The 25,095-nt window shown below is 71.0% G+C and carries 35 protein-coding genes; 3 read left to right on the forward strand and 32 right to left on the reverse strand.

Features of this window, described 5'->3' with window-relative positions:
- The 32 genes from IE178_RS12325 to IE178_RS12480 all read right to left on the reverse strand — a co-directional run.
- On the reverse strand, window positions 1-412 hold a 412-nt coding region (locus IE178_RS12325; RefSeq protein ID WP_318279996.1), incomplete at its 3' end, for a hypothetical protein.
- Complete coding sequence (locus tag IE178_RS12330) at window positions 412-678, reverse strand: hypothetical protein (RefSeq protein WP_193512263.1); 267 nt, start codon at window positions 676-678, stop codon at window positions 412-414. The genes IE178_RS12330 and IE178_RS12325, both read right to left, overlap by 1 nt.
- 2 nt (window positions 679-680) lie before the next feature.
- On the reverse strand, window positions 681-1,475 hold the full coding sequence (locus IE178_RS12335) for a peptidoglycan recognition protein family protein (protein ID WP_193512264.1): 795 nt from the start codon (window positions 1,473-1,475) through the stop codon (window positions 681-683).
- 62 nt (window positions 1,476-1,537) lie between these two features.
- Window positions 1,538-2,035 carry a hypothetical protein gene (locus IE178_RS12340; protein WP_193512265.1) on the reverse strand — a complete coding sequence of 166 codons (498 nt, stop codon included), beginning with the start codon at window positions 2,033-2,035 and terminating at the stop codon, window positions 1,538-1,540.
- Between the two features lie 35 nt (window positions 2,036-2,070).
- Entirely contained in the window at window positions 2,071-5,868 is a 3,798-nt protein-coding gene (locus IE178_RS12345; protein WP_193512266.1) for a hypothetical protein, read from the reverse strand.
- 10 nt (window positions 5,869-5,878) lie between these two features.
- A complete protein-coding gene (locus tag IE178_RS12350) occupies window positions 5,879-8,077 on the reverse strand; it encodes a phage tail protein (protein ID WP_193512267.1) in 2,199 nt (732 codons plus the stop codon).
- Window positions 8,078-8,237: 160 nt separating this feature from the next.
- Window positions 8,238-8,735, reverse strand: coding sequence for a hypothetical protein (locus tag IE178_RS12355; RefSeq protein ID WP_193512268.1), 498 nt, complete (start codon window positions 8,733-8,735; stop codon window positions 8,238-8,240).
- On the reverse strand, window positions 8,732-9,157 hold the full coding sequence (locus IE178_RS12360) for a phage tail tube protein (RefSeq protein WP_193512269.1): 426 nt from the start codon (window positions 9,155-9,157) through the stop codon (window positions 8,732-8,734). Before IE178_RS12360 ends, IE178_RS12355 begins: the two co-directional genes overlap by 4 nt.
- A 70-nt stretch (window positions 9,158-9,227) precedes the next feature.
- The gene (locus IE178_RS12365) at window positions 9,228-9,650 is read right to left on the reverse strand and encodes a minor capsid protein (RefSeq protein WP_193512270.1); all 423 of its coding nucleotides are present in this window, start codon (window positions 9,648-9,650) and stop codon (window positions 9,228-9,230) included.
- Window positions 9,643-9,993, reverse strand: a complete 351-nt coding sequence (locus tag IE178_RS12370) for a minor capsid protein (protein ID WP_193512271.1) — start codon at window positions 9,991-9,993, stop codon at window positions 9,643-9,645. The genes IE178_RS12365 and IE178_RS12370 overlap by 8 nt, the downstream gene beginning before the upstream one ends.
- A 10-nt stretch (window positions 9,994-10,003) precedes the next feature.
- Window positions 10,004-10,333, reverse strand: a complete 330-nt coding sequence (locus IE178_RS12375) for a GAF domain-containing protein (RefSeq protein ID WP_193512272.1) — start codon at window positions 10,331-10,333, stop codon at window positions 10,004-10,006.
- Entirely contained in the window at window positions 10,330-10,734 is a 405-nt protein-coding gene (locus tag IE178_RS12380; RefSeq protein WP_193512273.1) for a hypothetical protein, read from the reverse strand. The genes IE178_RS12375 and IE178_RS12380 overlap by 4 nt, the downstream gene beginning before the upstream one ends.
- Before the next feature lie 3 nt (window positions 10,735-10,737).
- Complete coding sequence (locus IE178_RS12385; RefSeq protein WP_193512274.1) at window positions 10,738-10,938, reverse strand: hypothetical protein; 201 nt, start codon at window positions 10,936-10,938, stop codon at window positions 10,738-10,740.
- Window positions 10,938-11,462 (reverse strand): hypothetical protein, encoded by a 525-nt coding sequence (locus tag IE178_RS12390; RefSeq protein WP_193512275.1) that lies wholly within the window; start codon window positions 11,460-11,462, stop codon window positions 10,938-10,940. Before IE178_RS12390 ends, IE178_RS12385 begins: the two co-directional genes overlap by 1 nt.
- A 14-nt stretch (window positions 11,463-11,476) precedes the next feature.
- Window positions 11,477-12,481 carry a major capsid protein gene (locus IE178_RS12395; RefSeq protein ID WP_193512276.1) on the reverse strand — a complete coding sequence of 335 codons (1,005 nt, stop codon included), beginning with the start codon at window positions 12,479-12,481 and terminating at the stop codon, window positions 11,477-11,479.
- A gap of 15 nt (window positions 12,482-12,496) precedes the next feature.
- Entirely contained in the window at window positions 12,497-13,279 is a 783-nt protein-coding gene (locus IE178_RS12400) for a hypothetical protein (protein WP_193512277.1), read from the reverse strand.
- Between the two features lie 63 nt (window positions 13,280-13,342).
- Window positions 13,343-14,539 (reverse strand): DUF3560 domain-containing protein, encoded by a 1,197-nt coding sequence (locus IE178_RS12405; protein WP_193512278.1) that lies wholly within the window; start codon window positions 14,537-14,539, stop codon window positions 13,343-13,345.
- A gap of 21 nt (window positions 14,540-14,560) precedes the next feature.
- Window positions 14,561-15,703 carry a phage minor capsid protein gene (locus tag IE178_RS12410; protein WP_193512279.1) on the reverse strand — a complete coding sequence of 381 codons (1,143 nt, stop codon included), beginning with the start codon at window positions 15,701-15,703 and terminating at the stop codon, window positions 14,561-14,563.
- On the reverse strand, window positions 15,663-17,192 hold the full coding sequence (locus tag IE178_RS12415) for a phage portal protein (protein WP_193512280.1): 1,530 nt from the start codon (window positions 17,190-17,192) through the stop codon (window positions 15,663-15,665). The genes IE178_RS12410 and IE178_RS12415 overlap by 41 nt, the downstream gene beginning before the upstream one ends.
- Window positions 17,179-17,382 (reverse strand): hypothetical protein, encoded by a 204-nt coding sequence (locus IE178_RS12420; protein WP_193512281.1) that lies wholly within the window; start codon window positions 17,380-17,382, stop codon window positions 17,179-17,181. The genes IE178_RS12415 and IE178_RS12420 overlap by 14 nt, the downstream gene beginning before the upstream one ends.
- The gene (locus tag IE178_RS12425) at window positions 17,382-18,665 is read right to left on the reverse strand and encodes a PBSX family phage terminase large subunit (protein ID WP_193512282.1); all 1,284 of its coding nucleotides are present in this window, start codon (window positions 18,663-18,665) and stop codon (window positions 17,382-17,384) included. The genes IE178_RS12420 and IE178_RS12425 overlap by 1 nt, the downstream gene beginning before the upstream one ends.
- Window positions 18,655-19,185 (reverse strand): helix-turn-helix domain-containing protein, encoded by a 531-nt coding sequence (locus tag IE178_RS12430; protein ID WP_193512283.1) that lies wholly within the window; start codon window positions 19,183-19,185, stop codon window positions 18,655-18,657. The genes IE178_RS12425 and IE178_RS12430 overlap by 11 nt, the downstream gene beginning before the upstream one ends.
- Window positions 19,186-19,203: 18 nt before the next feature.
- Window positions 19,204-19,374: a DUF7218 family protein gene (locus IE178_RS12435; RefSeq protein ID WP_193512284.1), complete on the reverse strand. Its 171-nt coding sequence runs from the start codon at window positions 19,372-19,374 to the stop codon at window positions 19,204-19,206.
- 300 nt (window positions 19,375-19,674) lie between these two features.
- Window positions 19,675-19,848 (reverse strand): hypothetical protein, encoded by a 174-nt coding sequence (locus tag IE178_RS12440; RefSeq protein ID WP_193512285.1) that lies wholly within the window; start codon window positions 19,846-19,848, stop codon window positions 19,675-19,677.
- 86 nt (window positions 19,849-19,934) lie between these two features.
- Complete coding sequence (locus IE178_RS12445; RefSeq protein WP_193512286.1) at window positions 19,935-20,090, reverse strand: hypothetical protein; 156 nt, start codon at window positions 20,088-20,090, stop codon at window positions 19,935-19,937.
- A gap of 125 nt (window positions 20,091-20,215) precedes the next feature.
- Window positions 20,216-20,824 (reverse strand): hypothetical protein, encoded by a 609-nt coding sequence (locus IE178_RS12450; protein WP_193512287.1) that lies wholly within the window; start codon window positions 20,822-20,824, stop codon window positions 20,216-20,218.
- Entirely contained in the window at window positions 20,821-21,333 is a 513-nt protein-coding gene (locus IE178_RS12455; protein WP_193512288.1) for a hypothetical protein, read from the reverse strand. The genes IE178_RS12450 and IE178_RS12455 overlap by 4 nt, the downstream gene beginning before the upstream one ends.
- Complete coding sequence (locus IE178_RS12460; RefSeq protein ID WP_318279997.1) at window positions 21,330-21,962, reverse strand: hypothetical protein; 633 nt, start codon at window positions 21,960-21,962, stop codon at window positions 21,330-21,332. The genes IE178_RS12455 and IE178_RS12460 overlap by 4 nt, the downstream gene beginning before the upstream one ends.
- A 165-nt stretch (window positions 21,963-22,127) precedes the next feature.
- Window positions 22,128-23,240: a hypothetical protein gene (locus IE178_RS12465; protein ID WP_193512289.1), complete on the reverse strand. Its 1,113-nt coding sequence runs from the start codon at window positions 23,238-23,240 to the stop codon at window positions 22,128-22,130.
- 67 nt (window positions 23,241-23,307) lie between these two features.
- Window positions 23,308-23,490, reverse strand: coding sequence for a hypothetical protein (locus IE178_RS12470; protein WP_193512290.1), 183 nt, complete (start codon window positions 23,488-23,490; stop codon window positions 23,308-23,310).
- Window positions 23,490-23,669 (reverse strand): hypothetical protein, encoded by a 180-nt coding sequence (locus tag IE178_RS12475; protein ID WP_193512291.1) that lies wholly within the window; start codon window positions 23,667-23,669, stop codon window positions 23,490-23,492. The genes IE178_RS12470 and IE178_RS12475 overlap by 1 nt, the downstream gene beginning before the upstream one ends.
- Window positions 23,666-23,899, reverse strand: coding sequence for a hypothetical protein (locus IE178_RS12480; protein ID WP_193512292.1), 234 nt, complete (start codon window positions 23,897-23,899; stop codon window positions 23,666-23,668). The genes IE178_RS12475 and IE178_RS12480 overlap by 4 nt, the downstream gene beginning before the upstream one ends.
- Window positions 23,900-24,098: 199 nt before the next feature.
- On the opposite strand from IE178_RS12480, the gene IE178_RS12485 reads away from it, so the two are divergent.
- Genes IE178_RS12485 through IE178_RS12495 form a run of 3 tightly spaced genes read left to right on the forward strand, consistent with a single transcriptional unit; the run spans window position 24,099 to window position 25,037 of the window.
- Window positions 24,099-24,401 (forward strand): hypothetical protein, encoded by a 303-nt coding sequence (locus tag IE178_RS12485; protein WP_318279998.1) that lies wholly within the window; start codon window positions 24,099-24,101, stop codon window positions 24,399-24,401.
- Window positions 24,394-24,861, forward strand: coding sequence for a DUF6221 family protein (locus tag IE178_RS12490; RefSeq protein WP_193512293.1), 468 nt, complete (start codon window positions 24,394-24,396; stop codon window positions 24,859-24,861). The genes IE178_RS12485 and IE178_RS12490 overlap by 8 nt, the downstream gene beginning before the upstream one ends.
- Window positions 24,858-25,037 carry a hypothetical protein gene (locus tag IE178_RS12495; RefSeq protein WP_193512294.1) on the forward strand — a complete coding sequence of 60 codons (180 nt, stop codon included), beginning with the start codon at window positions 24,858-24,860 and terminating at the stop codon, window positions 25,035-25,037. Before IE178_RS12490 ends, IE178_RS12495 begins: the two co-directional genes overlap by 4 nt.
- The last annotated feature ends 58 nt before the right edge of the window (window positions 25,038-25,095 follow it).

Below are 25,095 nucleotides of genomic sequence, written 5' to 3' on the forward strand. Positions count from 1 at the left end.
GGTCCCCGGGTGATCCGGTATCAGGCGGGACTCGTGATGCGCACCAGATCACCCCACAGTGCGATGTGATGTACCAGGCCCAGAGCCACAGGCCACGGGTGTAGCCGTCGACCAGGCCCGCCCAGCTGTAGGCGAACGCCCAGAGCGCCGGCGGAATGCTCGCAGCGACGAACCCCCAGCCGTCCCGGCCGAAGCGTACCCAGGCGCAGCAGAAGGTGATGCTGCCGCAGATGATCCACACCCACGCCCAGCAGCGCAGCGGGGCGAAGTGGACCAGCAGTCCAAGACCTGCCGACGAGGGCGGGTCGAAGATGAAGCTGGCGCCGAAGCACACCTTGCCGACGCCCATAAAGACGAGGAACGGCCCGCGGCGGCCCAGTCGTCGGGTGTGCCGCCGGGCCGCCGCACGCATCAGACGCTCGGCGCGGTCGAAGCGCTGTTCTTCGGGCCGATCAGGCGGGCCGCGATGCCCTTGACCAGGGTCACGACGGCGGCCAGTCCGGCAGTGCCGACACCCTCCCAGAAGGACACGCTGAGCATGTCTGCCGGGCCCGCGGCGAGGGCGACCGCGCCAGCCGCGCCGAGGAACGTCCAGACGATCCGCTCGATCAGGTCGACCGCGTAGGTGCGTCCGGTCTTCACGACGGTCTCGGCGCCGGGCAGATGCAGTTGGGACATGGTCAGGCTCCCTTCGTGACGGCCGCGCGCAGCTGCGCGACCTCGGTGCGGAGCGCCTCCACCTGGCGGAGGAGCTCTTCGGTGTTCTCGCGGGCGCGGCGGACGTGGCCGTAGCCGGAGCCGAGCGCCACGCTGGCGGCGATCTTCTTGTCCGACAGGCCCTTGTCCTCGGGCCAGGTCTCGGGCACCCAGTCGGGCAGGGGCACCTGGTCGGTGAGCTTCATGCCGGTCTCCTTCGGGGCTGTCGGGGCCGGTGCCGGTGTGTTGGTGCCCTTGGCGCGGGCGACGATCCCGGGGAACACCACCTCCCGGAACTGGCGGATGCGGGCCTTGCCGGGGCACGCCGTGCCGCTGGTCGACCACTCCCGGAACTGGCTGTGGTAGCCGAACCCGGGGTCGGAGTGGCTGCGGCAGATCCGCAACGGGATGTCGTGCCGCTCGTGGAGCCACACGCCGAGCCGGACCAACTGCTCGATCTGCTCCGACGTCCACGCGTCCGTCGCCGACGTGTTGGACGCGGTCTCGATGGACACCGCGCCAGTGCCGTCGGGCCGTCGGTTCGCGCCGGCGTTGGCGTCCGCGCGGGTCTCGGTGCCGATGTACTGGCCGATCGACCCGTCGTAGTCGAGGCCGAAGTGCGACTCGAGGTTGGTGCTGTCGCGCCAGTAGGCGTAGATCCGCTTCTCGTCCCACGGTGCAACCACCGAGTGGACGATGAACTGCGTGGGCCGGATCGCCGCCTGGGCGTCCGACTCCGGCTGCAGCTCCATGCGGGTGGCGCCGGGATACCAGGCCATGGGGCCTCCAGGTATGAGAAAGGCCCCGGCCGGGCGGCGCGGGGCGGAGGGGTGGAAGGGGGTCAAACGGCGGCCTCGTACTGGCCAGAGACGCGAATCGCATCACCACTGGCCCACGTCCACGGGGTGACCGCGTCAATCAGACCGACAGACGTTGCGGCGTAACCGCCAGCGAAACCCGTCGACCCGCCGGTCGTCTCCAGCTCCAGCGTCCCGGTGCTCGTCAGACGAGCACGCAGCGGAACACGGACCGACGACGGGGTGCCGCCGGTGGCACTGTCCTGCGCCTCCGCATGGCCTGCGATCAGCTGAGTGGCAGCCGCGGTAACCGGCAGGCTGAAACGCCAGTTGTCGGCGCTCCCACCACCGCCGAAGTTGGTCGCCGCCCCGAAACCGATCTCCAGCCGGAACCACACGGTTCGCGCGGCTTGCGCCCACCGTGCGGTGACCGACGCATCCCCGAAGCTGGGCGTGTTCACGCCCGTGGATGTGGTCCACACCGGAGTCCAGTCCTGCCAGGTCGGGGAGATGGACAGCAGCCGGTTCGCGGTGATGATCATTCCTGGCCGCCACGGCTCATACGCCACGGGTCCTCCTACAGGGCGAGTCGGGTCGGGTGGGCCAGCCGCACATCCGCGCCGGCGCTGTGTGCCTTCACGACGCCGTTGACGGAGCGCACGACGTGCATGGTCTGCGGGGACGTGATGGCGTAGTTGTCGACCAGGACGACCACGGGCAGCACGTTGGTCACGTCGGGCGAGAGGATCGACCGGATACCGATCTGCCCGGCCGCGGTCAGGCTGGTGTCCGTCACGCTGATCTGCCACGCGCTGGGCTCGGCCGCCGTCGCCAGCCACGCCTTCACCCGCAGCGTCGTCCCTTCCCCCTGGAACCGCACCCGCACGAACGTGCCGGCCGCGTGGGTAAGGCCCGTGGTGTAGGTGCCCAGCTGCGTCTCAGCACTGGCGACCCGCTTCCGGACCGACAGGATGACCGCCCCCGCAGCAGAGAACTGGAGCCGGGCCAGATACACGTTGTCGCCGTCCTGGTAGCGGGCAGCGAGCGCGGGATAGGCGCTGCCGCCGCTCATCAGCGCGTCCGTAGCGATCGACACGGCATGGTCGAAGTCGGCGCCCGGCTGAGGCAGGAGTGCGTACCGGGAGACGTTCAGGGAGCCGAGGGACATCCGGCCGTACCCGCCGCTCACGCTGAAGTCGGAGGCCGCGCCGCCGCTCGTCGCCCAGGCCTGCCCGGTGTCGGCTGCTCCCCAGCCGCTGGCCACGGTCCGGCCGAACACGTCGCTGGCAGCGTCGGTCACGGCTGTGACCGTGGCGACCTCCCCGCCCACAGTCACGTCGAACGGAAAGTCCGACGGGGAGCCGCCTGCCGCCCGGATCGTCAGCCGGTGCGCCCACAGCACATCGGTAGCGGGCGGGAAGTCGGCCACGGTCGGCGCCACGTTGGCAGTCACCGCCCCGGCCGGAGCGGTCGCGGTCATCTCAAACCACGTCCAGGTGTTCGCCTTCACGGGCTGGTCGTTGGCGGTGGTCGCCAGGTAGCCCACCGCGTCGAACCAGTTGACGTTCAGCGCCACCGACCGGGCCCGCGCGCACCGCAGCCAGCCGGACACCACATACGTCGCGCCGACCGTGACCGGAATCTGCTCGCTGCCCGCGTTCGGGAACTCGCTGACGCCGTCCGGTGTCAGCCGCATCACCCACCCGCCGGTGAACGGCGCGTCCCCCGCAGCCTCCACGCGCTCGATCGTCGCTCCGAACCCGGCCCAGCCGGTCAGGTCGACGGCGAAATCCGGGTTCGCGTTCAGGACCGGCTGGGCGGCGATCCACGCCGGGCCGTCCGTGACGCGCACAGGCAGCAGCTGGTCATCGGCGTCCACAGCCGCAGCCAGCTCGCTGCCGTCGGTGTCGACGCGCCCGTACACCGGATCCTCCACCACGCCCACATTCCACAGAGAACCGGGCGTGCAGTTGAACACGATGTCCCACTGGTACGGAGAGGCGAACGTCTCCTCGTAGCCCTGAACGATCAGCTCGATGTCCCCGGGCGCCACCCACAACGGCGGGTTCCGGATGACCATCTTGTCGCCGATGTCCACCGCGAGAATCTGGTCCAACAGCTCCGGGGGAGCCGTATGCACCATCACCCGCACCTGCGGATACCGGCGGCCCTCATAGGTGCCGTGATGCAGCCGCCAATACGCCTGTGGCTCCGCCTGGCTGTCCTCGTACAAATTCAGCGTCACCTGCGACGGGTACGGGCCCACACCGTCCGGCGGGGCCTGCACCGACAGCGGGCCCTCCTCGAGGACCGCCCGCCCGCTGGACCCGTTGGTACGGGTCACCGTGACGTCGTTCTCGGTGGCGTCATCATCGCCCGTCGGCTCCAGCGGCGGCGCCAGGCCCGGCTGGGTGTAGTCCAGCACCAGCGCCGGCGGCTGGTTGTACATCGTGCCGCGGCCCCGATAGCGCAGGGAAAGCCGCTCCCGGTCCTCATACAGGATGCCGCCGTCGGCGTCCGCCGCCTCCTCCAGCAAATCCAGAATGGGACTCGGCAGTTGCGGCCCGACCTGCTCCATGCCCGAGACGCGGCCGTGCACGGTGACGGGGTACGCCTCCTCCTCGGCCAGGCGCTGCATGCGCTCGCCCGCGGTCTCTCCCGCGAAAGCCTCGTCGGAGCCTTCGTAGATGGTGACGCCGGGCGCTGGGGCGGTGGTGCCGCCGACGTCGAACGCCGCGAGGTGGCCGATGGCCATACCCTGGAAGTCCGCGCCCCACGAGCCGCGGACGCCAGTGACCCGGCCTGGTGTGCCGGTCCAGGGAGCGAAGACGTACCACCACGTGCCGGTGATGACGTCCCGCCAGGCGAGGTTCACGCGCGCCTGCGACCCACTGACCGAGGAGAAAATCTGCAAGCGGTTCCACGCTCCGGTGAAGTCGCCGAGCCCGGCACCGGTGTGCTGGAACCACGCGACCACGGCATCGTCTCCGTCCAGCGCCTCCACCTTGATGGCGGTCGCGGACACGCGCGCCCGGACCTGGCGGACGCCGCCCGTGCCCGGGCTGAGCTGCACGGACAACAGGGTCTGCTCGGTCGTCGGCAACCTGTCGAGCTTGTACACCATCTCCACGTGCCAGCCGCCAGCCACAGCGCCCGGAACACTCCCACTCAGCGACGCCGCGTCGCTGAGCACGGGGAGAGGCTCGGAGCTGGGCAGAGAGCTGTCGGTCTGGAACTGCAACCCGGCCACCTTCAGAGGCGACCCCCCATCGAGGGCTGAGGCCGCCCGCGTGGCGGACGCCCCGTCCTCCATGGGCCAGTACGCCAACGGCCCCCCGGACGGGATACGGCGGCGCAGCGTCGACTGCAACGCCGAGCCCCCTCGGCGCAGGCGGCGCAGCACCCCGGCCGTGGTGGCCTCCACCCACGCGTGCGCGCCGGACGGGTGCCACCGCGCCGGGTAAGCGGCCAGCTCGTGCATCAAGCGCGTGCGCCGGTTCGTGACGGCTGCGGTGCCGTTCACCGTCCAGGGGCGGCCCGCACTGTCGACGAACGACCTGGTGCCGTCGGCCAGGCCGCGGAAGTCAGGGTTGGCGACCACGGGGCCGTCGATGCCGTTGCGGACCTCGGCCCGGTAGCAGCGCCCGGTCACCGCGCGACGGGTGACGGACGCGTCGATCTGCTCGGGGGCGATCATCAGGGGCGCGGTGCCGGCGAACACCGCCCACGTTCCGGCGACGGTGATGCCGTCGCCGGCCGTGGACCAGGGCCCGTCCAGGGAATCGGCCCAGTACACACGGAACGTGGCACCGCCCGCCCCGTTGTCGATGTCGACGGTGGCGCGCAGCGCGGCACGGCGCGGCAGGGCGGGCAGGTTGATGCTGGCCATGGGGCCGGTCATACCGTTACTCGACACGTGCAGGGTGAGCGTGCCGTCCTGCAGCCGCATGTTGTAGGAGCGGTTCCCGGCCGCGCCCCACTTGCCGATGAGCATCTGCGCACCCGAGGCGTACCAGTCGGCTTCGCCCTCCCACCTGATGTCCAGGTCTCCGGTGATGTCGAGGGCCGCAGTGTCTGGGGTGGAGGCGTTGTTCGCCGCAGTGCCGTCCAGTTCCAGCGCCGGCGTTCCCGCCTTGACGGACAGCCGGAAGGGCGTGTTGCGGCCGAACTGGCCGTAGTAGGGGCCCATCGGGTTGTCCGGGCTGAACTGGCCGGTCGTGTTGTTCAGCAGCGGCTGGAGACTGGACGGGTCCACACGCGACGCCTGGTCCTGCCGTCCGCGCCTGTGAACGAGCGCCTGCCGCTTCAGCAACTCGCCGGTGGCGTCCACCCACGTTCCGCCGATGGCCAGCTCCCCGCGCACGTCGAATGCCACCGTTTCCCCCTTACCGCTTCCTGCCGAATGCGGCCTGTACGTCGCCGCCGCCCTTGACCGCGACGGTCTCCCGGATGATGTGCGTCAGCAGGGCCTCGACCCGGCCGCCGGCCCCGTTCTGGACCTCCAGGACGATGCGCCGCTCCTGCGGCAGCGCACCCGCCATGGCAGCACCGGGCAGCGCGCTCACGCCTGCCCGCGCGTGACCGGGCAGCGCCAGCGGCGGCAGACCACCCATCACGCCGCCCATCTGGGCGCGCAGCTTCGGCAACTGGTCGGTGATACCGCGCTGGAACCCCTGGATCAGCGCCCGGCCGGAGTGCGTGGTGTAGCCGCTGCCGCTGAACGGGCCCTCCTTCGCGGGGCTGAAGGGGAAGAAGTTCCGTGCGGCACTGACCGCCGAAGACGCCGCATCCCGCACCGAGCCGATCATCGACTTGATGCCGTTAATGAAACCCCTGATCAGTGCCTGACCGGCGCCCCGCAGGAGCCCGCCCAAGTTGCCCAGGGCACTACGGGCCCGGCCCGGCAGGCCGCGCACCCACTGAACCGCCTCGGACAGCTTGCCCCGAATCGCGGAGACCAGCGCACGGCCTGCCTCCGATGCCCGCCCGCGCAGTGTGCCCGCGAGCCCGGACAGGGCTGACGACACCCGCCCAGGGACCCCGCGCACCCACGCGACGAGTTCGTTCCACTTCTGGATGGCCCAGTCCTTCGCCTGACCGAACCAGCGGCCAATCATGAAGGGGAGCCGATTGAACCACTGGACCTTGTCCATGATCCAGTCGACGGCCGTGCCGATCGCCGACCGTACGGCCGCCCACACGGCCTGTACGACGGTCCGGAACGTCTCCGACTTCTGGTAGGCGATCACCACCACGGCGATCAGGCCCACAATCAGGGCGATGATCAGGCCGATCGGGCTCGCCATCGTGATCGCCGACCACAGGGCCTGAGCAGCCGCCCACGCCCGCGTCGCCGCCGCCACGATCCGCGTGTACGTCCCGTACGCCATGACCGCGAGCTTGATGGCCGTGAAGCCGGCAGCGATCCCCAGCAGCACGTCAGGCGGGATCTTGTTGATCAGCTCGGCGAGCAGCAGCGCGACCTGCGCCGTGACCCCGATCAGCGGCGACAGAGCCACGAGCAGCTCCATCGCCGCGCCCGCGAGGGTGCCGAGGGTCTGCCCGCCCTCCCGGGCCAGGTCCAGGAACTGTGCGAAGCCTTCGCTGTCCTTGAGGCTGGCGCCCCAGTCAGCGAACGCCGCCGTCATGTCGACGAGGCCGCCCGTCACGCCGTCCGAAGCGGGCAGGAAGGCTTGCAGGAGGCCGCCGAAGCCGATCGCCAGGTTCTTGATGATCTCAAGGAAGTTTGCCAACGCGGGCCCGGCAGCCGCGGACATGTCCGCAGCCCACTCCTTGAACCCGGCGCTCTTCACCCCGGCCGAAACCTCGTCCAGGAACCCGCCAAACGCCTCCGCGGCCCCCTTCACGAACGGCGTCAGGGTCGGCAGGAGGTCCCGCAGGACCTGAATGCCCTTGGTGAAGACGGGCATCGTCGTGCCCGCGAGGCTGTCGGACCACGCCTGGTGATCCGTCTTCAGCCCCTGGAGCGCCATCGCGTACTCGCGGGTCGGAGCGGGCAGCCCCGCCAACTGCTGCTCGTACGCCGCGTCCGCATCCTTCGCGGCCTTCGTCGCCGAGGCCGCCTCACGCAGAGCCGCCTTGTACTCGTCGCCGCCCTTCGCAGCGAGGGCCTGAGCGGCGGCCTTCTTCCGCGTGGCCGTCTCGTGCGCCTTCTCCGCCTTCTCCGCCGCCGCCGACGACTCGGCGACCGCGTCCAGCTGCGGCTGTGCCGCCAGCGTGAAGGCCTTGACGGCGATCCCGGCCGCAGCCGCACCCGCAGCCAGCCCGCCAAGGGCTGCCCCAGCCGCCGTCACCGCCGGGATCCCCACCCCGACAGCGGCCAGCGCCAGGCCCACCTTCTTCACCGCCGGCGCGGCGGCCTCCGCGTGCGCGCGGATCCCGTCCCCGAGCCCCCGCCCGGCCGCCTCGCCCTCGGTGATGAACCGGCCGCGCAGGTCCCGCAGGCGTCCCTCGGTGTCGCGCTGGAGTCCGCGCATCCGCAGCTGCGCATTGCTGAGGCCGCGTACGAACCCCTCGTCGTCGGCCCGGATGAAGCCCACGAGTTCGCCGATCGTGAGGGCCATACGGTGCACCCCCCATCGGGCTGTTCAGTTGTGGATCAGCGGTGCAGGGCGGCCCGAATCTGCTCCGGGTCGTCGATTACGGTGACGAAGTCCTTCGAGACCTGCCGCCACACCGACTCCGGGGACAGCCCGGACAACAGGTTGTAGAAGGCGCGGCGGGTCAGGCGCGCGATGTCCTGCGGACCGAGCCGGTACTCCCGGCGGTAGTCCGCTTCGACCGCCCACCACCAGCGGCGGACCGCTTCGCGGGTGCGCCAGTTGCCCGCCTCGCCGCCCGGTTCGGCCCCTTCGGGCCCAGCGGTTTTCCCTCGCCGCCACCGGACCGCACCACCTCCAGCGCCTCCGCGAAGGTGAGGTCACGACCACCGGCCTGCGCCATCGCCCACGCCATCACGGTCTGGAGCTCCAGCATCCCCATGCCGTTGGCCATCCACTGGTCAAGAACGTCCTGGCCGAAGAGCAGCGCGAGCAGCTCGGCCAGATCCTCCTTCTCCTCGGAGTCGCGCAGCTCCTCGATGCGCTGCTCCATGACCATGGGGACGTCGGTCGGGACGCGCACCTCAATGCCACGGATGACCTCCGTACGGCCCCCGGACACCTCGGCCCAGAACGCATCCCACGTCTCGTGCCCCGCCTGGGGCTTGCGTGCAGGGCTCATACGACGATGGCCTCCTTGGTCTCCGCGCCGGAACGGGTGAACGTCGCGCTCCACGAGACCTTGTCGTTGTTCCCGCCGCCCTGGTCACCGAGGTTGACGCGGGCGTTCCACACGATCCACTCGGTGTCACCGTCGTAATGAAACCTGATCTTGATCAGGGACGCGTTCCCCAGCAGCTCGGAAGCGGCCTCGACACGCTGCTGTCCGGGGTCGGTGGAGTTGCGGATCCCTTCCAACTCCAGCTCCTTGCCGATCTGCATTTTCTGCGACTCGGCCTGACCCTGGGACGCGAAGGTGGTGGTGTCGGCGGTCTCCTCCTCGTGACTCTTGGAGAAGGTGTTGATGTCGCCGATCTCCAGCCACGTTGCCGGAGTCTCGGACTCGATCTCGAATACACAGTCGCGGGCGTTGTGCTGTGCCATGGGGCCCTCCTTCGGGCATGGGTGAGAGCCCGTACGCGCGCGGCGCCGGGCGAGGTGAGAGAGGGGGGGACTACACGCGGTGTGTGCTGACGTTGCGCACGTTCAGCCGGAAGTTGCACACGTGCTCGTGACGGCCGGTCGAGTCCTGCCCCATGTACGAGGGCGCGGCCTGGATCGCCACGGCCAGCTGTAGGAAGGTGCCGTCCGGCAGGGTAACCGGGCCGAGACCGTGCAGCTCGTCCCGGATCGCCGCGCACGTCGCGCGGGAGGGCCGCGGGTCCGTCCCCCCGCGAGTACGGACCTGAAGCGACACCTCGTCCCACCCGAGCTTCGAGTCGGATTCGGGGCCGCCGTACAGGGTCAGCGCGACCGCCTCGTCAGGGCGGCTGGGCATCGTCTCGATGAAGGCGTTCCCGGTGATGCCGTCGGGGTCGTAGGACAGCAGGCCGCGCGCCTCCAGGTGCTGGGCGATGCCGTCGAGTAGATCAGCCACGCAGCCACCTCCGCAGCGACACCTGCATCAGCCGCAGGACGACGTCCCGTTCGCTGTTCATGGGCGTTTCCAGGTACTTGGCCTGACGCCCCGGGAGGTGCTTCCAGGTCAGTTCCTCGTGCTGCCGGACCGCATACACCGTGTCGAACGTGATCGCGCCGTTCATGCCGTCCCGCACCACCCGGCCGGACCGCTCCAGCGTGCCCTCCTCCAACGGCACAATTCTGCGGGCCTCGCCGAGGACGTGCTCCAGGCCCCGCTGGAGCCCCTCCTCAGCGAGCCTGCGCCCGCGGGACGTCCATTGCCGGCGGCCGTCGAACCTGAACCGCGTGTACTGCGCCACTGCCGCCCCCTCACTCCATCTGCACTTCGAGGTGATCAGGGGTTGGCAGCCCGCCGCCGTCGATCGGTTCCGCACCGATGACCGTTGTCGTCCGGCCGTCGGGCAAGGTAACCCGGGACTCCGGCGGAAAGGCGTCGACTGCATCAAGGCCGGTGCGGAACGTGGCGGTGCTGGTGACCTCGTTGCCGTTCTGGTCCCGAACGACGCGGACACGTCGCTCCAGCAGGCCCTTCACGACCTCCTCCGGGCCGTACTGCTTCCCGTAGGCCGATGACCCGAGGTACGCCTCCACGGTCACCTCGTGCCGTTTCAGGAAGCCGGGGAAGGCGTAGCCGCTCACGTCCACACCACCTGTTCCAGGCTCAGCTCCGCGAGGATCTCGGCGGCCTCCGGGGTGAGGACGGTGTCGTCGGCGGTCGCCACCGGCGCGGACTGCCGCGAGAACGACAGGCCACCGGCGGAGATCGACGTCCACGGCGACGCGGCCGGGTCGGAGGCGTCAATGGACGCTGCCGCGTCCCGCGTCGCCCACACCTCCACCTGCGCGCACGTCGCGTCCCGGAACGCCTCCAGGACATCTGGGTCGGACGGGTAGCCGGACGCGTCCGTGTCGTACAGGGCCGCCTTCGTGGCCGCAGACACCAGACGAGAGGCCCGCGCCAGCAGCCGAGCAGCGTTCGCCGGGGCCGTCGTCCCGGTGTACGCCTCGTACTCCTCCACCGTGGCGAAGACGCGGGCCATCCGTCACGCCTCCTTCACGGGCGGCTTCGCCTTAGCGGTCGCCTGCGGCGTCGGCTCTGCGGCGGACGCCGTCTGCTGCTCGCTGTCCTCCACGCGCTTCCACTCCTTCGAGGCGGCGAGCTGCTGGTCCCGCGGGGATCCCTCCACCGTGATCACGGTCTCGGCCACCTCGTGGTCGTCGCCGCGGCGTTCGTACTTCGGCATCAGCCGTTCTCCTTCCGGCTGTACTGCTCGGCCAGCTGGTCGCGGGTGGCAGCCTCGGCGTCCTCCCGGGGCATGCCCTGCGAGACCGCGTAGTCCACCCACGTCGCCTTCGACGCGGAGCGGGCGGGCGGCTCCTGCCGGACCTCCGTCGCGGCCACCAGACCGTCACCGTCGGGGTTCTCCACCACCGGCGGCGCCCCGATGCCCGGAGCCACGACGAGCGGCCCGTGCGGGTTGGCCAGGCCGGCGTTCGACGGCGGAACGTCACCCGGCTGCGGGTCGACCGCCGCGTCCCGCAGCGGCGCCGTGTCCGGCACGTCCTGCACGAACCGCGGGTCGGGTACGTCCACCGTGCGCGCGGCGGGCGGGGTGTCGGTGTACGTCTCGCCGTCCACCGTGTAACCGGCGCCCTGGCAGTACGAGATGACCGCCGGGTCGTCGGTCTCCGCCACGCCGTCCTCGAAGTGGACGCCGCCCGGGCCGGTGCCGGTGAAACTGCGGTTGGGGCTTTCGATGCGTGCCATGGTCAGGCCTCCTGTCAGGCGCTCTTGATGTTCCGGAACACGCCCGCGGCCTTCGTCGCCTTCAGCACGACGGCCAGGGGGCCCATCTCGACCTCGCCGGTCTTCACGGCGCCCGCGCGCTCGAAGTCGGGCAGCCACGTCTGCACGAGGTCCCCGACGACGGAGACGCCGTGGAATCCGTCGAGGCCGTAGCGGACGGCGTACAGGTCACCGAGACCGGTGATGTTGCCGCCGGCACCGCCCGCGTCGGGGTCGCGCGTCACCAGCGGGATGACGTCCGTGTTGCTGCCGGCCTTGGTCTTCAGGTCGACCAGGGAGACGCCGTTGTAGCGCATGATCTCGCGGCCGAACGCGTCCTGCGTCTTGTCGTACTGGTCCGTCCACATGGCCAGCGCCTTGAAGAGGCTGAGGGTCTTGCGGTTGCCGTAGATGACATCCGGGGTCTCGTCCAGGGACGCGAGCCAGTCGTCCACGTGGCGCAGTGCGGCCATCGCGGTGGCCTTGTCGCCGATGGCCGTCCAGTCGACGTAGCCGGTGCTCTCGCCGTTGGAGAGGGGCAGGTACTCGGTGGATGTGCCGGTGAGGATCTTGCTGAGGCCGTCGAAGCCGTTGCTGTCGACGGCGGTGTCCCCGTTGATCACGGCGTCCGCGAACTTCGCGCGGGCGGCCTTGATCTTCTGGGACATGTTCAGGGCGACCGCGCCGGATGCCGCCGCACCGATCCGGGCGACCACACGGTCCACCTGGAAGGCGCCACCGAGCGGCTTGAGGTCCACGGTGTACCGCTGCGTGGTGACCTCGGTGGGCGTGTACTCGGAGTTGATCGCGCGGAAGTCGGCGCTGACCTGCGTGATGAGGCGCCGGTATCCGTACGTCAGGGTGTCGCCGCCGGTGGGCGAGACGACGTCGTCGAACGTCATCCGGTTGAGGATGTCCGACGACTTGGCGAACTCGTCGATGACCTGCACATCGACGTCGTCCGTCGCGTTGTTCTTCGCCTCCGCAAGGGTGACGGGCATGTGGTGCTCCTAGGGTCAGCCGCCGAGCTTGGCGGCGATGGCGTCGTGCAGTGAGGTGGGGCGGCGCTGGGTTCCGGGCCCGCCGGTGAAGTCGCCCCCGCCCCGCCGCGGCGCCAGGCCCGTGCGGAGCTTCGGGTTCGCGTCGAGGGCCTCCGTGATGGCGGCCTCGACCTCCTTGTTGAACGCCTCGGGTTTCGAGACGTCGATGCTGTCGATCTTGTCGCAGAACTTGCGGGAGTCGAGGAGGGCGTCCGCATCCGCGCCGAGCCGCAGCGCCGTCTTGTAGACGTGCAGCTCGATCGCCGCGGACGCGGCCTGCTCCTGCGCCGCGGTGAGCGACGTCTGCGACTGGGTGAGCTGACGGGTCAGTTCCTCCGGGGTCGGGGGCTTCTCGGCGTCCAGCCCGACCGCCTTGCTGATCGTGGCGAGCAGCTCCTGACGCGCCTCCTCAGCAGCGTTGGCCTTCGCCACCGTGCGGGACTTGCCGGCCTCCTCGCGGGCGTCCCGGATGACCTTCGCGACCGGCTCGGGCAGGGAGTCGACCTTGCCGTCCCACGAGAAGTTCGCCCACGGGTCCGATCCGGCCTGCGATCCGGTCTGTCCAGGCTGCTGTCCGCCCTGGTCACCGGGCGCCCCGGACAATTCGGATCCGCCGTCACCGGCCGCGCCGCTGCCGGATCCGGATCCGCCGCCGTCCCCTCCGTCGGCGTAGACGACGGGGGAGAAAGGGCCGTGACCGTAGGGGTGCGCCCATCCGGCACCGTCCAGGCGCACACGGGCAAGGGTCTTCTTGTGCATGCTGTGCCCTCCCGGGGCAACGAAGGGGCCCGCGCCAGGCGGGCCTTGATGTGGTGAACTCGGTCAGCGGACCGGAGGCAGGTTGCGTCGGCGGTTCTCACGCCGTAGGGCGCTCGCCACGTCGTAAAGCAGGCTCTTGTCCGGCCTGCTCATCGGGGTGCCGTTCTCTTCCACGGCCCTCGTCAGGGCCAGCACGAGCTGAAGGTTCCGGTTCACGTTCTCGTCACTCATGCGACGCAAGCGCATGCCCTCAACGCCCTCGGGCCGCTGTCCCATCATGAAAGAGCCCTGATGGGCTCCCCGGTTCAGCTTTCGGACCTCGTCCATGCCCTTCTGGACCGCTGCGTGCCGACGCTCGATCTCTCGTCGAACCGCTTCGTGTCGCAGGTCGTCCGCCCGGGTGCGGCCGGTGCTGGTGCTGCTGCCCGGACGGTAGGCCTCCTCGAACGCCTGAAGCTGGCCCATGTTCATCTTGGCCGTCTGGGCCTTGGTGGCCTCCAGCGTCCGTTCTTCCTCCGCCGTGAACCCGGCTGCCGCGCGCTGCTCGCCGTCGCTCTGCTGGCCCTTCGCAGGATCCGGCGTACCGGTGGCGGGTCGGTCGGCTCCCGGGTCGCTGCTCGTCTCGCCGTCGCGGGTACGGGAAAGAACCTTGTCGTAGGGGATGGACTTGTTGTCCATGCCCGCGTGCCCGCGGCTCACCGTGACCGACTTCGCGTTCGCCCGCACCACCTGATACGACTCGCCCGGCCGCCCCGCCCGGCCAATCTGGACGATGTCCCCGGCCTGGAAATCGCCCTTGCCCCACGGGCGGGACCGCGCGGCGCGCATCTCCGCGCCCTGTGCCTCTGCCTGCGCCGTCCGCACCTCTGCCTCTGCCCGCTTCGCCGTCTCCGTGGCAGCGATGGCGCGGCGCGTCCGCGAGTCCGCGCGGGACCGGTCGCGCAGCGCGGAGCGCTCGGAGTAGTGCCCAGTCAGGATCTTCTGTCCGCCCGCGAACCGGCCGTAGGCGTCAGATGCGGACTGGTTCGCCCGGTCGGCGCTCTCACGGGCCGCCGCAGCGCGCTTTTCAGCCGCCTGGACCCGGGCCCGAGCGCCGCGCACCTCGGGCGGCTCGGCGGGCCTCTTGCTCTTGTCCTTCCGCCCCTTCGCGGCCAGCTTCGCGAACGCCTTGCCGTGCTTCTTCCTGCCGATCCACGCGGCGAGCGCTTCCGGATCCCGCGCGCCCTCCCGGGCGAGCTTCGCGACGAACGCCTTACCCATCGTCAGCCTCCTCGGCAGCGGTTAGCGAGCGGCGCCGATCTGCTCGCGTGCTGGCTTGCGGCGTAGGTGTTCGTGCGCGGCAACGTGCTCGCGCTGCGCCTTCTGCCACTCGCGGACCTTCGCCCCGGCAGTCCGGCGCGCAGCGTCGTCCATGGCGGCGGCCTGTCGGCGCTTCCACCGCCGGATGTGCCGCTCGATCTCGCGTTGCCGCTGCGTGTCCTCGTAGGTAGTTCCTGGGGTGGAGTGGTCGGGTGGCCTGGTCGTCACCCCGGGCAGGTACGCCGAGAGGGAATGTCGACAGTTGGGGTGGAAGAGCCCGGCGGCCCGGGCCTCCAGGAGACTGCCGGCGACGTGTACGGGAACGATCCGGGGCCGCCGCCGTAGGCGCCCGGTCGTTTCTGTCAGGTGTTCCGCCTGTACCGTGTGCGGCCCGGACTGCCCGGACAGGGTGAGCGTCTCGCCCTCCCACGGCCGGCACACCTCGCACTCCAGCGGTGCGTTCGACACGATGACCAGGCCTACGCCGATCTCGGCGAGCGCATCGACGTGCCCCTCGATGGCGGCGCGGGCGGTGACGGACCGGACGGCCATCTCCGCGTACGAAGCCATGTCCCAGGAGCGGCCGGCCTTGTCGACAAAGCCGGTGATCCCGCGGTTCGCGAACTGGTCCAGGGCTCGTTGTGACGCCTGTCGGCGGGTGAGCCCACCCAGGAGGGTGGACGCGGATACGCGGGAGGTGATCGACCGGTAGACGTCGACCACGACCCGGGTGATCCGCGCGTACACGGGCCGGGTGTCCTCCGCCAGGGATGCGGCGAGCCGGTCCACGGCGGGGGCATTCGGCAGGGCGTCGCGGGCGGCCAGCTCCCGGCCGATGTCCAGCGCGCCCAGCTCCGCAACGGCGGCCTGACGGCCCCGGTTGTATGCCTCCACCAGCGCGCGCCGCACGGCCCCGTCGGTGTCCTGCTGGAGCGCCTGGGCCACGGTCTCCACGGCCTCGCGCAGGTTGCCGATGGCGGCGAGCTTCAGCTCAGCCCACCGGGGCGACTCGATGTCGGCTGCGAGCGCCGCGGCCAGCTTCTCCAAGAGCGCGGCCTCGGCATCCTGGTAGAGCTGGGCTACCTCATGCGCGAGGTTCTCCGCCATCGCTGGGGACACCGGCATTCGGCACCCCCTCGCCCTCGGCTCCGGTCTCGGTGGGGTCGTTGACGAGCTTCCCGGTCTCCTTCAGGATCCGTTCCGTCTCCTTGCGAACCGCGGTGTCGTCAAGATCCGGGGAGCGCATCCGCACCTTCGCCTCGGTGCTGATGGCCTCCGCCTGCGTGAGCAGCGCGAGGGTCTCCGCCGTGCTCTTGGGGTCCTCGCTCACGGAGTCCCCGAATTCGATCTTCGGGCGCTCCGGTTCGATGCGCGAGAAACCGAGCTGTCGATCCATCATCAACTGGACTTCGAGCATGTCGGCGAGGACCGGGCCCCAGTATCGGGCCTTCTTGTCCCGCGTGATCATCGACTTCCGCTCGCGGGCGACCACCTCGGTCGCGGTGACCGCGGCGTCCCCGTCCATGCCGAACGACTGCGCTGAGTACCCGGCCAGCTTCACCGCCTGCCGAACGATCGCCTCTGCGGTCCGCTGGTGCTCGTCCACCCTGATCAGGAACTGGTTTTGGGTGATCGACTCGCCGGACGTCGGGGGCGCATTGATCGCGGCCACGACCTCCTGATCCAGGTCGAACGTCGCGCCGAGGCCGGGCCCAGCGCTGTTGAGGTAGCCGGACGGGACGATCAGCCGGGCCTTCGCGAGCCGGATGTCCCGCAGCCACGACGTCCAGACCTCGTCCAGGGCGTGGAACAGGTGGTGTACGCCCTGGTAGTCGGAGCGGCCGAGCGGGGAGCGGCGGTCCTGCCGGTCCGGCCCCATGTTCCGCACGTAGCCGGCCGTCAGACGGTTGATGCCCGTCACGATGGTCTGTCCGTCGCCGCCCGGGGTGAGGGAATCGACGAGATCCGCGGTGGCCGGGTCCTCGGTGAGCGGCACCGCCCGGCCCAGGTTGGTCGTCGTGCCCTCGTACAGGGCGTGCAGGATGCGGCCGGACTCGTGCCGCTCCAGGTGCCGCAGTACGCGGACGCCGTCGGCGGCGACCTCCCGCCAGAACGTGACCGCGGTCAGGATGCCGCTGGACCACTCGGGGACGGCCGTGTCGGCGTGGTGCACAGTGAGGAGCGCCCGCTGGGCCAGGTCGGCGTTCCAGGTGACGCGCAGGTACGCACCGCGCAGCGCGGCGGCGACCTCGGCGGCCTCCAGCAGCGTGTTCGCGAGCCCGCCCGCTTCGGCCAGCTCCTCCAGCCGTTCCTGGGTCGCTGAGGTCTCCGTGGTGAGCGTCGGCGGCTCGGAGAACAGCAGATCGGCCGAGGTGGTGGCGATGTCTCCGGGCAGTGGGATGTGAAGTGAGTGGTCCGGGGCGTCGAGTCGCTTCGGTCGCTCCCAGAACCGCAGGAACCTGCCGGTCTCCGTGATCTCGGCACTCTTGGGCTGGTAGATGCGGCGGATCCGGTCCCGGTCCCCGGAGTACCAGGCGTCATCCACGGCCATGGACGCGAGGGGCCCGGCCATCTCCGGGGGCGGCCACGGCACGCCGTTCTCAGGCAGGGGCATCGGGCGTGTCCTCCTGCTCTGTGGCGTCGTCCACGGCACGCTCGAGCATGTCTGGCACGTGGTCGTCGGCCCGGCCGAAGTCGGTTTCCATGGCCTCGGTCGACAGGTCGACGGTGGCGTGCCCGATCAGCTGCTCCTCGCCCTTCTCCCCGACCCGCATGAACACCGGAAGCCTCACAGTCATGGGCATCAGGCAGCCTCCTGGTAGTCGATGAGGCCGCGCCACTCGTGCGCGGTGGAGTGAAGTGCGTAGCGCAGGGCGTCCGCAGAGTGGTCGTCCATCTTCAGCGGCTTGTCCTCGCCGCGCTCGGCGGCCTTCTCGTCCCACGCGTAGCCCGGTAGTTCGCCGAGCAGACCCGTGCAGGATCGATGGATCCGCAGGAGTCCGGATCCGAGGGCGACGCCGACGGACCGGATTCCGTCCAACACGTCGTTGACGGCCGGCGCGATGTTCGGCACCCGCTCCGTCCACAGCTGGTTCATGAACGATGCGGCGGACGGGTCCACGAAGATCCACTCAGGGCGGACGCCGCGCGCTGCGCCGTGCTCGCCCGGCCGCCGGACGCCGGCCAGCCACTCGCGGACGTTGCGGCTGTACTCCGCATCCGTGAGCTGCCGCAGCGCCGTCGCGGAGTCGTGCCGGTACTCCGACACGGCGTAGAGCCGGTTGTCCTCGCCGTGCCCGATTAGTACTGCGGCGAAGGGGTTGACGGTGCCGTAGTCGATGCCGACTGCGGTCCAGCGGCGCATGTACGGCAGGAGATCCACCACGTGGCGGGTCTCGTCGAACATGTCGTAGACGCTGCCCTGCGCCAGGCACCACTCGCCGAGGATGAACCGCCGGTACCACAGGCCGGTGTACTGCGCCTTCAGCCGCGCGACGAACCCCGGGTCCAAGGAGGGGTTGTCGTCGAGGGTGAAGTGCCAGTTCGTCAGGCCCACCTCGGCGCCGCGGAGGATGAACTCCTTGCGGAGCCAGTGGAACGGCCCGTCCGGGTTGGTCGTGGCGAGCAGCCGGGACTGTGAGCCGACGCGGAGCCGGGACAGCAGCATCATCCAGAACGCGTGTGGCAGGAGCGTCGCCTCGTCGACGTAGGCGAGCGCGATCGTCGCACCGCGGATGCGGCCTTCGGCGCGGGCGTCGGACGCGCCGACGAGGTGGACGGTACGGCCCAGGATCGTCGCGGTGGTCGCTCCGGTCGTGTGGTGGACGTGCCCAGCGAGCGGCCCGAAGAGGTGCTTCGACTGCAACGGGTCGATCAGGTTCCGCTCGATCGTGTTCAAGCTGCGGCCCACGACGACGACCAGGCCGTGATCCGGCGCGGCCACGAGCGCGATCAGGAACGCCAGCAAGCTGGCGATGGTTTTCCCAGAGGACACCGCGCCGGACCAGAGCCCTATGGGGGCGTGCTGTGCCTCCACGATGCTGCGGATCTGCTTCGGCGACAGGGGCAGCGGGACGTCACGGAGCATCACCCGCCCCCTCGTTCATGGCGGTGTACGCCGCAGTGAGGCCGGCGGCCAGCTGCCCCAGCATGCTCTTCGCGTCGTCTACGCCGTTGCTGGAGTCGAGCGCTTCGAGCTTCAGGGCCTGGTTCGCGGCCACGGTGGACGCCTGGATCAAGTTCCGGACGTCCTGGGTGGGGAGGTCGTCGGCGCGGTAGCGGACCACCTTGCCGATGCTCACCTCCGTGATGTTGTGCTCTTCGCGGTCGAGGCGGTCGAGGTGCTTGTGCGCCTGTTCGTAGTACCGCTCCATGAGGGCGGCACGGCGCGCCTTGGCGTCGATGACGCGGGCCTGCGTGGCGACGGCGGTCATGGTGCGGTCGAACGTGACGGGCGGGTCCAACTCGTCGGCGATGGTGCTGATTGTGCGCGGGGAGCGCTTCAGTTCCCGGGCGATGGCGTTGCGGCCGAGGCCTTGCGCGGCGAGGCGGCGGACGGCTTCGCGGTCCTCGTCGGTGACCGGGCGTTTGTCCTTGTTGACGGCCACGGGGTCACCTCCTGCCGGCTACTTCCTGCGGCGGGTGCGCGCTGCCTTCTTCGCCATGCGGCTGCGGCCGGCCTTCGTCTTGCCCGCGTTGGCGATCTTCGCGGCTTTCTTCTTGCTCATGCCCTGTGCTCTGAGGGCCTCGTAGGCGTCGACTCGTCCGGAGGTGATGCCGCGCTTCTTGCTGGCCATGAGGGCCTCCAAGAGGGTGGCCCGCGCAGGGCGAGCGCCAGCAGCAACCCGCACGTCGTGAGCGAAGGGTTGGCCCTGCGCGGGAGTCTGGGGGAATGCGGACGGCCCCCGCGGGTGGGTGCGGGGGCCGTGTGTCGCGATCGTGTCCGGGCACGCCGGACGTGGGGCCAGGATGCGGCATGATCGGCTGGAACGTCAAGCGCGGTTGAGGTTCGTGGGTGTGGCTGGGCCCCACCGCCGGGGGAACTTCGCGGTGGGGCCCAGAGCATCGACGGTACGACGCGGGTCTGACAGCGGGAGCTACTGGCGTGCGCGCTTCCGCTGCGCCTCGGTCTCCTCGTTCATGCGCTGCGCCTGCGTCGGCGGGAAGTAGCCGCCGCGCTTCTCCTGGTAGTGGGTGGCGTCCTTCTGCAGCTGCTCCTCGGTCATCGCGGCGCGCAGCTCGGCTTGGGGGATGGATCGGCGGAAGGCCATGATGGGCACTCCTGTCTCGTGATCGGGATGGGGCCGGGGCGGCCGGTAGCTGGCAGGCGCGGGCCGCCCCGGGGTCAGTGGACGGGCTACTTGCTGTCGTCGTCGGGCAGTTCGGCGAGGAGCTCAGCCCGGGTGGTGGGGCCCTCCAGGAGGGCGTGGACGGTGAGTTCGGCGGCCCGGTCGACGTCGCCGTCGTCCATGGCCTGCCGGACTTCCTTGGCGCGGTCCTTCATGAATCCCATGGGGATCTCCTTCGGTATGGGGCGGAACCGGGGCGGCCGGACAGCCGCTCCGGGGCTGTAGTCAGGCCGTAGTTCGGCCCGTAGTTGGGGTGTAGTTCCGCAGGTCAGAACAGATGTAGTCGGGGTTACGCGGCGTCCTGGGCGACAGCGGCAGGAGAGGGGCTCACGAGGCTCTCCAGGTCGTCCCGGTGGACGCCCACGGTGACCCCCAGACCGCGCACTCGGACGCGGGCCCGGACGGGGATGTCCCACCGCTCTAGATGAGCCCGGAACTCGGCCACCTCCAGGCCCTCGAACATGCCGTGCGCCTGGGCGTGTGCGAGGAGGTCTCGGAGGTGGACTCCCTGCCGGTCCCCGATCTGCCGCCAGATCCACTCCAGGGTGGCCTCGCGGACGTCGGGGCGCGGGGTGTCGGCCGGCTGCTCCGCGGGGGTCTCACCGGGCCCTTCGGTCGGCTCCTCGACGGCGAGGCGTCCGGCCCGCCAGGCGGCGGCCGTCCACGCGGTGGTGAGGAGCCACATCAGGGCGGGCAGGGCGCGCACGATCCGGGCGAACATGTACGCACCGAAGAGGAGCAGCGCGAGCCGCACCAGGATGCCGAGGGCGGCGCGCCAGCCAGTGAGATCGTCGCGGCGGCCCCGCGCGCACCAGGCCGCCGCCCGCGCGCCGATGCGGCGGACGAGGGCGCTGGAGCCGGTGGCGATCCGGTCGGCGGGGCGGGCGAGGCGGCTCACAGGATCCCCGCTCCCTGCACTGCTGCGACCACACCGTCACCCGCAGCGTTGAGGGCGGCGGGCAGCCAGGCGAGCGCGCCGGCCACGCCCGCGGTGAGCAGCAGCACGGACCCGACGAATGCCCCACCCACGATGCGCTTCTTGTCCTTCTTGCCTGCGGCTTTGTACGAGAGGACGACGAGGAACACCGCGAGGACCGCGACGACGGCGCCGGTAGCCCCGAGCCCGGTGAGCTGGCCCGTGGTCAGCCCGCTGCCGGAGGTGGTGCCGGTGGCCGCGGCCCCAGCTCGTTCGCCGGTGCCGTTGGCGACGGTGCCGGTGCGGGAGTGGGCCCAGCCGAGGATGCCGCCGGGGCAGGCCGCGGCGCACGCGGCGCCCCCGAAGCCTTTCCCGAACGCGGCGAGCTGGCCCATTTCGCGGTTGCCGGTCCACCACGGGTAGAGGTTGGCGACCAGGACGAGGAGGGCGGCGAGGAGGCCGCCGAGGGTGAGTGTGGACGTGGCGTTCACAGGTCGACTCCGGTGAGCAGCAGGATCGGGTCCCACCAGTGCAGGACGCCGAAGGCGCCCAGCGAGGCGGTGACGAGGAGGAAGCGGGGCAGCGCGCGACCGGTGCGCCGGTCGAGGACCCACGCGGCGGTGACCGCGACGGTGGCGATGACGTAGGCGGCTTCGATACCGGCTTCGGTGCGGGCCTGGTGGACGGTGTGCGACCACGCGCCGACGGGGCTGTCACCGCCCATCCAGGGCGTCACGGCGGCGAGGAGCGCACCGGCCATCCGCCAGGTGGCGAGCCGGTCCCACAGACGGGCCCACAGGCCGGGTTCCGGCTCGGGCTCCGGGACCGGGACGGGCGGCACGAGGGTGACGCGGACCTCGATCGGGCCGGGCGGCGGCGGGGGCCCGGGCCACGGCGGTGGTGGAGCGGGCGGGGCCGGGGGCGGCGGGGGCGGCATCCGCCAGGGCGGCGCCTCGCCGGGCTCCGGGGAGCGGGCGGGGAGCGGGGCGCCGGCGGGGATGATCCGGGACGGGGTGATGGGGCGGTCGGGCACGGGTGACTCCTGGTGGCCGAGAGGGCGGGCGCCGAGACGGCGCAGGTAGTAGCGGGTGCGCAGCTCCTGGCCGTCGGGGCCGGTCATGCGACGTCCTCGCGGGTCGGGTGGGCAGGTCGGGGTCTGCTCGCCGGGTCTGCACGGGTGCTGCTCGCCGGGTCGCTCGCCGGGCCTGTGGACTGCTTCCGGCAGTCGCAGCGAGGGCCAGAACCGGGGTGGTGCTGGCGCTCACTGGTGGTGCCGGATGCCGGGCTACTCGCCCGCGGGGGTGGGCTCTTCCTTGGCCAGCAGGGCGGCCCAGGCGCGGCGTACGCGCTCCTCGCTGCCGACGAACCGGCCGTTGCGGAAGTCGTCACGGGCCTGTCGGTAGGAGCGGGGCGGGTCGTCGGTGTAGCGCAGGTGCCGCAGGACGACGTCGAGCTGCGTGTCGGTGAGGGGCTCGCCCGGCACGGGGGTCGGCACGCCCGCGACGGCGGCGAGGTCGGCGAGCGTGACGGGGTGTACCGACGGGGTGTCGGCCGTGCCGGTCGCGGTGTCGGCGGGGGTGCTGGCCTGCGTGTCGGTGTCCGTCACGGGGTGCGGGACGGCCGTGCCGAGGGCGGGCTCCGGGGCCGTGATGGCGGCGGGTGCCGGGTCGGCGGCGGGACGGCCTGTGCCGGTGGGCAGGGCGGGTGTGCCGGGGGTCGTGACGGCGAGAGTCAGCGTGCGTGCCGCGAACGCTGCAGCCTTCTCGCCGTGCTTCTTGTCGGCCTTCCGGAGCCGTTCCTCCGCCGTCGCGCGGGCCTTGGCAATCCGGGCCTCCCCTTTCGTCAGAGTCTCGGCGCGGGCGATCTGCCGGGCCATCTCGCCGAGGTGGCCGGCGGTCTCGGTGACGACGTCGGTGACTGCGGTCGTACGGAGGTGGCGGGCGGTGGCGGCGGCGAGGGCGCGGGCGTTGCGGTCGGCGGCGTCCTGGGCGGCGATGGCGTCGGCGGTGGCCGGGTCGGCGAGGACGTGGGCGGCGAAGATCCGCAGGCCCATGAAGAGGGCGGCGGCCAGGGGCACGAACGCGAACACGCGCGCGTGGCCCAGGACGAGCAGGGTGCCGGTGGAGACGCCGACCGCGACCAGGGACAGGCCGAGCATCACGGCCATGCCGATGCGGGAGCGCTGCCGGATCGCGGCCTCCGACATGCGCAGGGCGCCGATCCAGAGGGCGTCGTAGACGAGGGCAATGGACCATCCGGCGATCTGGCCGGCGGTGCCGTGGAGGCCGAGGAGGGGGCCGAGCTGGCCGCCGACGGTGACGGCAACGAGGGTAAGTGCGGCGAGGGTGAGGAGGGTCTCGACGGCGGCGAACGGATTGAGGCGGCGGAGGCGGTCCATCGGTGTCCTTTCTGGGGTGGCCGGGCCCCGTGGGGGGATGGTCACGGGGCCCGGCCGGTCTGGTGGGTCAGCGAGTGCGGCGGCGTTCGGCCTGCTCCCATGCCTCCGCCTGGCGGGCGGTCTTGGCGATGGAGCGGCGGTGGCTTTCGCGGCGCTTGCGTGCGGCCTTCTCGCTGGCGGACTCGCGGCCGGCGTATTTCTCGGCGGCGCGCTGGTGGTCGTTGCCGAGGAGGCGGTCGAGGAAGCCCATCAGCTGCCGTCCTTCCAGCCGAGGCGGCGGCGGATGTCGGGAGCGTCGGCGTAGTCCTGCTGGCATGCGGCGGGGGTCGCGGGCTCGGCCATGACGGTGCTGGGGCGCGGGGTGAGGTCCGGCTCCTCGGAGGGCGTGTAGGCCGGGGTGAGGGCGGGGTCGGTCTGCTGCTCGCTCATGCGGTCACCGCCGAACCGATACGGAGGTCGAGGCCGCGGCGGTCGCGGCGCGCCATGGAGTCGGCGTTCGCCGCGGCGTTGGCGTCGGAGGCTGCGCGCAGGTCGCGGCAGGGGGCGCAGCGGGCGAGGTGGTGCTGCTCGCTGGCCTGGATGTAAAGCTCGCCGATGGCCGGCGGGGTCGGGCGCGTGGGGGTGGGCTGGCGGGTGGGCAGGTCGGTACGCTCGGGCACGGATCCGCTCCTTCGTCGTGGTTGTGGGTGGGTCCAGCCCCCGGTCGGCAGGGTCGAAGCTCCGACCGGGGGCCTTGTGTTGCAGGGGAACCGGCGCGGCTCCCCACGGCTCAGCACGTTAGACCCTAGGGTCTATGCGATGCAAGACCCTAGGGTCTAGAGTCGTGTTGTCGCGCTCCACGGCACGGAGGGAGCGTCAGTGGACGAGCAGGTCGAGGAGGTGCGTCGACTCTTGGAGGCCATCGAGCGTCTGGAGCAGATGCAGGACGACGAGGCGTGCGCCAAGGCGGTTACGCAGGTACTCGATACCTGGCCGGACCATCACGCGCGCCTGCGTGAGCTGCGGCAGGCCCGGGTTCAGCGGATGAAGGACTCGGGGATGACGTGGCAGCAGATCGGCGATGTGCTGGGGGTGCATGCGACGCGGGCGCAGCAGATCGCGAAGGGGCTGCGTGGCACGAAGCGGCCGGCGAAGAAGGACGCGGAGGCGCAGGATGGTTGATCTGGTGGAGTGGTTGCGTGCTCAGCTCGACGAGGACGAGCGGATCGCGCGGGCGGCAGGTGGAGCCTCGTGGGAGGAACTCCCGGTCAGTGGCTGGGTGCACACCACGCCTCTGCCTGCGTCCGAGTGGCAACCGCCGGGATACGACCACCACGTGGCATCCGCCCCGTTGGTCGAGGACCGGGCGCACATCGTGACGCATGATCCGGCGCGGGTGCTGCGCGAGATCGACGCCAAGCGGCAGTTGCTGAATGACCACCCCATCGTGCCGCGCACCATCGAGCCGACCGTTATCAACGGCGAGGAGATCGGCGGCCCACACTTCCCGTTCGGCTGCCAGAACTGCCACGCCGTGCACGACACGAGCGAGGTGTACGGGTTCGGGTACTGCTTCACGGTGAAGGTGCTCGCTCTGCCGTACGCGGACCGGCCCGGCTACCGCGAGGAGTGGCGGCCGTGAGGATCAACGAAGCGATCGCCGAGACGCTCGACGCGATCGGCGACGATCCCGACTACGAGACCGCCCGGCGCCTCCTCGCTGACGCCGAGCGCGCTCTCACTTCGGGCACGACCGCTGAGGCGACGGAGCTGCTGGACCTGGCGCTCGCCGAGGTGGACGAGGTCTGCCCGCTGTAGCCTGCGCACGACGTAGCCCCCGTCTCAGTGTGATCGAGACGGGGGCTTCCCCATGCCC

This window comes from Streptomyces griseoloalbus, from assembly GCA_014650015.1.
GTDB lineage: Bacteria > Actinomycetota > Actinomycetes > Streptomycetales > Streptomycetaceae > Streptomyces > Streptomyces griseoloalbus.

Bases quoted from the DNA above. Each gene is read 5' to 3' on its own strand.
- IE178_RS12330 (WP_193512263.1), bottom strand. From the start codon at position 678: ATGTCCCAACTGCATCTGCCCGGCGCCGAGACCGTCGTGAAGACCGGA.
- IE178_RS12335 (WP_193512264.1), bottom strand. From the start codon at position 1,475: ATGGCCTGGTATCCCGGCGCCACCCGCATGGAGCTGCAGCCGGAGTCG.
- IE178_RS12340 (WP_193512265.1), bottom strand. From the start codon at position 2,035: ATGATCATCACCGCGAACCGGCTGCTGTCCATCTCCCCGACCTGGCAG.
- IE178_RS12350 (WP_193512267.1), bottom strand. From the start codon at position 8,077: ATGGCCCTCACGATCGGCGAACTCGTGGGCTTCATCCGGGCCGACGAC.
- IE178_RS12355 (WP_193512268.1), bottom strand. From the start codon at position 8,735: ATGAGCCCTGCACGCAAGCCCCAGGCGGGGCACGAGACGTGGGATGCG.
- IE178_RS12360 (WP_193512269.1), bottom strand. From the start codon at position 9,157: ATGGCACAGCACAACGCCCGCGACTGTGTATTCGAGATCGAGTCCGAG.
- IE178_RS12380 (WP_193512273.1), bottom strand. From the start codon at position 10,734: ATGGCCCGCGTCTTCGCCACGGTGGAGGAGTACGAGGCGTACACCGGG.
- IE178_RS12385 (WP_193512274.1), bottom strand. From the start codon at position 10,938: ATGCCGAAGTACGAACGCCGCGGCGACGACCACGAGGTGGCCGAGACC.
- IE178_RS12390 (WP_193512275.1), bottom strand. From the start codon at position 11,462: ATGGCACGCATCGAAAGCCCCAACCGCAGTTTCACCGGCACCGGCCCG.
- IE178_RS12395 (WP_193512276.1), bottom strand. From the start codon at position 12,481: ATGCCCGTCACCCTTGCGGAGGCGAAGAACAACGCGACGGACGACGTC.
- IE178_RS12400 (WP_193512277.1), bottom strand. From the start codon at position 13,279: ATGCACAAGAAGACCCTTGCCCGTGTGCGCCTGGACGGTGCCGGATGG.
- IE178_RS12405 (WP_193512278.1), bottom strand. From the start codon at position 14,539: ATGGGTAAGGCGTTCGTCGCGAAGCTCGCCCGGGAGGGCGCGCGGGAT.
- IE178_RS12410 (WP_193512279.1), bottom strand. From the start codon at position 15,703: ATGCCGGTGTCCCCAGCGATGGCGGAGAACCTCGCGCATGAGGTAGCC.
- IE178_RS12415 (WP_193512280.1), bottom strand. From the start codon at position 17,192: ATGCCCCTGCCTGAGAACGGCGTGCCGTGGCCGCCCCCGGAGATGGCC.
- IE178_RS12420 (WP_193512281.1), bottom strand. From the start codon at position 17,382: ATGCCCATGACTGTGAGGCTTCCGGTGTTCATGCGGGTCGGGGAGAAG.
- IE178_RS12425 (WP_193512282.1), bottom strand. From the start codon at position 18,665: ATGCTCCGTGACGTCCCGCTGCCCCTGTCGCCGAAGCAGATCCGCAGC.
- IE178_RS12435 (WP_193512284.1), bottom strand. From the start codon at position 19,374: ATGGCCAGCAAGAAGCGCGGCATCACCTCCGGACGAGTCGACGCCTAC.
- IE178_RS12440 (WP_193512285.1), bottom strand. From the start codon at position 19,848: ATGGCCTTCCGCCGATCCATCCCCCAAGCCGAGCTGCGCGCCGCGATG.
- IE178_RS12445 (WP_193512286.1), bottom strand. From the start codon at position 20,090: ATGGGATTCATGAAGGACCGCGCCAAGGAAGTCCGGCAGGCCATGGAC.
- IE178_RS12460 (WP_318279997.1), bottom strand. From the start codon at position 21,962: ATGACCGGCCCCGACGGCCAGGAGCTGCGCACCCGCTACTACCTGCGC.
- IE178_RS12465 (WP_193512289.1), bottom strand. From the start codon at position 23,240: ATGGACCGCCTCCGCCGCCTCAATCCGTTCGCCGCCGTCGAGACCCTC.
- IE178_RS12470 (WP_193512290.1), bottom strand. From the start codon at position 23,490: ATGGGCTTCCTCGACCGCCTCCTCGGCAACGACCACCAGCGCGCCGCC.
- IE178_RS12475 (WP_193512291.1), bottom strand. From the start codon at position 23,669: ATGAGCGAGCAGCAGACCGACCCCGCCCTCACCCCGGCCTACACGCCC.
- IE178_RS12490 (WP_193512293.1), top strand. From the start codon at position 24,394: ATGGTTGATCTGGTGGAGTGGTTGCGTGCTCAGCTCGACGAGGACGAG.